This is a genomic window from uncultured Mycobacterium sp., from assembly GCF_964249325.1.
Lineage (GTDB): Bacteria > Actinomycetota > Actinomycetes > Mycobacteriales > Mycobacteriaceae > Mycobacterium.
The window spans coordinates 1-5,391 of the sequence record NZ_CAXUCH010000269.1 but is presented as its reverse complement, the minus strand read 5'-3'; the positions used below and the strand labels follow the sequence as shown (position 1 = coordinate 5,391).

General features: G+C 67.2%; 5 protein-coding genes and 1 pseudogene. 2 read left to right on the top strand and 4 right to left on the bottom strand.

Going from position 1 to position 5,391, the window contains the following annotated elements; genetic code table 11:
- The 4 genes from ACFE99_RS22220 to mptB all read right to left on the bottom strand — a co-directional run.
- On the bottom strand, window positions 1–617 hold a 617-nt coding region (locus tag ACFE99_RS22220; protein ID WP_375488626.1), incomplete at its 3' end, for a heme A synthase.
- Between the two features lie 202 nt (window positions 618–819).
- Window positions 820–1,599, bottom strand: a complete 780-nt coding sequence (locus ACFE99_RS22215; RefSeq protein WP_375488622.1) for an ABC transporter permease — start codon at window positions 1,597–1,599, stop codon at window positions 820–822.
- Entirely contained in the window at window positions 1,596–2,498 is a 903-nt protein-coding gene (locus tag ACFE99_RS22210; protein WP_375488624.1) for an ABC transporter ATP-binding protein, read from the bottom strand. The genes ACFE99_RS22215 and ACFE99_RS22210 overlap by 4 nt, the downstream gene beginning before the upstream one ends.
- A gap of 41 nt (window positions 2,499–2,539) precedes the next feature.
- Window positions 2,540–4,234: a polyprenol phosphomannose-dependent alpha 1,6 mannosyltransferase MptB gene (mptB, locus tag ACFE99_RS22205; RefSeq protein ID WP_375488620.1), complete on the bottom strand. Its 1,695-nt coding sequence runs from the start codon at window positions 4,232–4,234 to the stop codon at window positions 2,540–2,542.
- A gap of 67 nt (window positions 4,235–4,301) precedes the next feature.
- Here mptB and ACFE99_RS22200 point away from each other — a divergent pair, with 67 nt between their 5' ends.
- Both ACFE99_RS22200 and ACFE99_RS22195 read left to right on the top strand, forming a co-directional pair.
- A complete protein-coding gene (locus ACFE99_RS22200; RefSeq protein ID WP_375488618.1) occupies window positions 4,302–5,105 on the top strand; it encodes a helix-turn-helix transcriptional regulator in 804 nt (267 codons plus the stop codon).
- Window positions 5,102–5,391: pseudogene (locus ACFE99_RS22195) on the top strand (Fe-S cluster assembly protein SufB); the annotation flags it as partial. The gene ACFE99_RS22200 and the pseudogene ACFE99_RS22195, both read left to right, overlap by 4 nt.

The following is a 5,391-nucleotide window of genomic DNA, read 5'->3' as shown; positions in this document are numbered from 1 at the left end:
ATCGGGACTTCCAACCGCGGCACCGTCCGGATGGTGCTGCGGTCACCCGCGTGCGGGCCCGCGCCGGTCACCAGCGTGCCGGCCACCAACACCGCGCCCAGCGTCACTGCACTCAGCGCGGTGAGCCCACGCAACGGCGTGACCACCCGGTAGCGGATCGCGCCCTCGTCGGGTTCCCCGACCTTGACGTACAGCAACACCGCCAGCCACACCATCGTCATCGACGCCAACAGATGGATGGCCACGGTCCACCACAGCAGCCCGGTGAGTACGGTGATGCCGCCGATCACTGCCTGCGCGATCGTCGAGGCGGGCATCAGCCACGCGTACACCTGTACTTCGGGACGGCGCCGTGCACGTGCGACAGCCAGTACGGCCAACGCCGCGGCGACGACAACGGCGACGCTGAACATCCGGTTACCGAACTCGACGGCCTGGTGGATGCGCGGCACCTCGGCCACGGCCACCGGAGTGAAGCTGCCGGGAAAACACTGCGGCCACGTCGGGCAGCCCAGTCCCGAGGCGGTGACACGCACGATCGCGCCCGTGACGGCGATGCCGCCCTGGGTCACGATGACGGCGGCGGCGATAAAGCGTTGAGCGCGCACGCTGGGCATGGGCAGCAGGTCCACCAGCCGCAGCAGCCAGCGCCCGACGGGCATCGGCATGGTCGTCACGGCCTTGATGGTAGGCCACACAGAACTACACGGCGTAGTAGGTGTCGCGGCGCGCCGGGACTGCGCCGATGGCGCCGAAACTGCATACTTGGCGGGTCGCTGCGGCGTGTCGCCTACGTGGTTGCAGCCTCGAGACAGACGGCTAGCTGAATCGGAACCAACGCAGCGCGGCCAGCGCCGCCAGCACACCCCACACCGCCACCACTACAAGGCCGAACCAGTCGACCGACAGCCTCATAGCCTGTGACAGCGCTTCGGTGAACGCCCCCGACGGGGTCAGGCGGGCAGCCCACTTCACCGCCTTGGGGACCATGTCCGTCTCCAGGGTCAACGCGCAGGACCCACCGAAGATCAACCACAGGACGTTGGCGGACGCAAGCACGATCTCCGCCCGGAGTGAACCACCAAGCAGCAGCCCCACCGCGGCGAAGCCCGCGGTAGCCAGCGCGATGATCGCCGCGCCGAGCACCAGACCCGCTGGATGAGGCCGCCACCCCAGTGCAAAACCTATGGCGCCCAAGGTGATCGACTGCCAGAACACCACTGCGACCGCAGCCAGCGACTTGCCCGCGATTATCCCCCAGATCGGTAACGCGGTGGCCGCCAGGCGTTTGAGTGCGCCGTAACGGCGATCGAACGCCACCGCGATGGCCTGACCGGTGAAAGCCGTGGAGATCACCGCCAGCGCCGTGATGACCGGGACGAAGGTGGCGGCGCGGTTGGGGCCGAACGAGCCGACGGGCAGCAGGGTGAGCGCGACCAGCAGCATGATCGGAATGAAAATGATCAGCAGCAAGTACTCGAAGTTGCGGAGCAGCAGTTTCAACTCCAGCGTGGACTGTGCAAGGAGCATCTTCGAGACAGCGTTGGGGCGCGGATTGGGCGCGAATGTGCCTGGCGGGAAAAGAGATTCAGTCGTCATTGCCGTAACTCTCTGCCGGTCAGGTCGAGGAACACGTCTTCGAGGCTGCGCTGCTCCACGCGCATGTCGGTGGCGAGCACGTCGATTTGTGCGCACCATGCCGTCACCGTCGCCAACACCCGCGGGTTGATCGGGCCTTCGACCAGGTACTCGCCGGGCGTCATCTCGGTGGTTTTGTAGTCTTCCGGCAGCGCGGACACCAGTAATGACAGGTCCAACCGTGGCGGTGCGCTGAACCGCAACTGGTCCTTGGCCCCGGTGCGGGTCAACTCCGCCGGAGTTCCCGCGGCCACCTCGACACCATGGTCGATGATGACGATCCGATCGGCGAGCTGCTCAGCCTCCTTGAGTTGATGGGTGGTCAGCAACACCGTCACACCGTCACGGCGCAGCGCGTCGATCAACTCCCACACGATCAGTCGGGCGTGGGCATCCAGGCCCTCGGTGGGCTCGTCAAGAAACACCAGTTCGGGACGCCCGACCAGCGCGCACGCCAGCGCGAGTCGTTGCTGCTGCCCGCCGGACAGCTGCCGATACGTGGTGCGCGCGGACTCGGTGAGGCCCAACGTGTCCATCAGCCACTGCGGGTCCAGGGGATCGGCGGCGTAGGCGGCCACCAGGTTGAGCATCTCGCCGGCGCGGGCCATGGGGTAGCCACCGCCGCCTTGCAGCATCACTCCGATCCGCGGCCGCAGCTGCGCATTGTCGACGATCGGATCCAGCCCGAGCACTTCGATCGTGCCGGCATCCGGGCGGATGAACCCCTCGCACATCTCGACCGCCGTCGTTTTGCCTGCCCCGTTAGGTCCCAGCAGGGCCAGAACTTGGGCGGTGTGAACGTCGAGATCGAGGTTGGCGACCGCTGTTGTGGACCCGTACTGCTTACGTACCCCGCGCATGCGGACGGGCACATCTGCGGCTGAGCTCACGGAAGATCAGCCTATGCGCCCGGGACCGCTTGACGCTGCACAGTATCGGCGGGCGGGGAGACCACATCGGACACCGCTTCGTGAAGCAATACCCCGGCCTCGGCAGGCAGCCGGCGCCACGGCAAACGTGTATAGGTCCCGGCGATCAGCAGCACCACGATGAGCGTGCTGGCCAGGGTTGCATCCACGATCTGGAACAACGCGAACCGGTCACCGTTGGCCGTCGGGCCGAAAACACCGACGACGATGGTGACGCCGATCGCCGCTGCGCGAAAGCCCGGCCGCGTCGCCCAGGCCGCCAGCGGAATGGTCGCCCACAGCAAATACCACGGCTGCACCACGGGAAACAGCAGGACCGTAATGCCCAGCGCGACGCCGAGACCGCCGACCGGGTGCAGCCGCCCGCGCAGCACCGCCACCAACAGCCAGCACACCATCACGGCGATGATCAGCACGCCGATGCCGCGGGTCAACGACAGCACGGCGGTGGTGTGATCACCCAGACGTAGCAGGATGCCCGCCTGCCCTGTGCCAAGTGCTAGCAACGTCGGCGGTGACATCCAGCTGCGCACGACGTTGGCGGTGCCCAGGGTGTTGATCCAGCCGAAGCCGAGCCTGCTGGCCCACCCGAGCACGGCCATCACCGCCAACGCCAGTACGGCCATCGCCCCGCCGACCAGAAGCACCGCCCGCAGGTTGCCGCCCAAGCGGTAAGCCAGAGCCATCGCGACGAATCCGAGTGCCAGCAGCGACGGCAATTTCACCTGCGAGGACAGCGTGATCAGCACAGCACCGAAGACCAGCATGCCGACCGGCGCCCAGTCGTGCCACCGGGCCGTCGGCCGCAGCGGCAGCAGCCCCGGCGAGTCCCAGCGTTCGAGGCCGCGCAGCGCGAATTCGGTGCCGGTCAGCATGAGCCCCAGCATCAGGGCTTCGTTGTGGATGCCGGCGACCAGATGCATGATCAGCAGTGGATTGGCCGCACCCAGCCAGAGGGCGCTGACCTCCGCCACGCCGCAGCGCCGGGCCAACCGCGGGGTGGCCCAGACGATCAGTCCGACGCCGATCAACACCACCAGCCGATGGCACAACACGGCTGCGACGATGTTTTCACCCGTCAGCGCAGAAATGCCGCGGCCGATCCACAAGAACAGCGGGCCGTAGGGCGCTGGGGTATGGCGCCACAAGCTCGGGACCGAGAGCGTGAACACGTGGTCGAGGCCTAATGCGCGCGCGGGCCCGACCCGATACGGGTCGAGCCCGAGCCGGCAGATCTGGCTTTGCGCCAGATAAGAGTAGACGTCCTTGCTGTACATCGGCGGTGCCGGCAACAGCGGCAGCGTCCACAACAACAACGTGCGGTCGAGATCCCCGCGCGACATCCGTCGGCTGCCCAGCGCGAAACGGCCCAGCATCAGCCACGCCAGCGCCATCATGACCGCACCGGTAGTAGTCATCGTCAACGACACGGTCTGCAGCCGAGAGGGCAAGTTGAGCAGCCGTACCCCGAACGTCGGATCCTGCACCACCGGCCGCGCCCCGGCACCGAGCGCACCGATCGCCATCAGCACCGTGCCGGTGGCTCCGAACAGCCGTGTGCGCCGAAGTGCGACGAGCTCGGCATCGTTGAGCGGCGGGCCGACCGTCAGCTCGTCGCCATGCCATCGGGCAATCGACGAGCTCAATGGGTGGTGGCGGGCGGCCATCTGAGCAGCGTAACCGGGAGGCGATGGCCACCGGTGTGACCAGCCCAACGGGTCGGTCAGGCTAGCCTTGCTGGACCGGTCGCCGGAATTGCGTCACACTGGTGTTGTGAAAATCCCGTCTGACGCCGCAGCGGCCGCAGTGTCGACTCACGACGGTCATACCCGCCGTGCTGTCGTGCAGCTGTTGCTGGAGTCCGGTCCGATCACCGCGGGCCGGATCGGTGAGCGGCTGGGCTTGTCGGCCGCCGGTGTGCGCCGTCACCTTGACGCGTTGATCGAGGCGGGCGAGGCGGAGTCGGTTCCCGCTGCGTCCTGGCAGCAGATGGGACGTGGCCGCCCTGCGAAGCGCTACCGGCTGACCGCCGCCGGCCGCGAGAAGCTGGAACACGCTTACGACGACCTGGCATCGGCAGCCATGCGACAGCTTCGAGAGATCGGCGGTGACGAGGCGGTGCGGACGCTCGCCAGGCGGCGCGTCGACGCGATCTTGTCCGAGGTGCCAGCCGCTGGCAGCCACGCCGACACCGACCTCGAGGAGACCGCGGCGCGGATCGCCAATGCGCTGACGAAGGCCGGATACGTTGCCACCACGACACGGGTGGGTGGGCCGATTCAGGGCGTGCAGATCTGCCAGCATCACTGCCCGGTTTCGCATGTGGCGGAAGAGTTTCCGGAGTTTTGCGAAACCGAGCGGCAAGCTATGGCCGAGGTGCTCGGCACCCATGTGCAGCGGCTGGCGACCATCGTCAACGGAGACTGTGCTTGCACCACCCATGTGCCGCTGACCAGCACCGTCGAGCAGCTCAAGCGATCACCCATCGGCGCCCAGCCCGCGCCGAAACCCACGAGCATCAAAGGAGCGTCCCTATGACCGTTGAGGCCACCAAGACCGGTGGGCTGACCGCCGAGCCGCTGACCCAGCAAGAGGCGATCGCCGCACTGGGCCGGTACGGCTACGGCTGGGCGGACTCTGACCTCGCGGGCGCCAGCGCGCGCCGCGGGCTCTCCGAGGATGTAGTCCGCGACATCTCCGCGAAGAAGAACGAGCCACAGTGGATGCTGGAGAACCGGCTGAAGGCACTGCGGATCTTCGAGCGCAAGCCGATACCGGCCTGGGGATCGGATCTCAGCGGCATCGACTTAGACAACATCAAGTA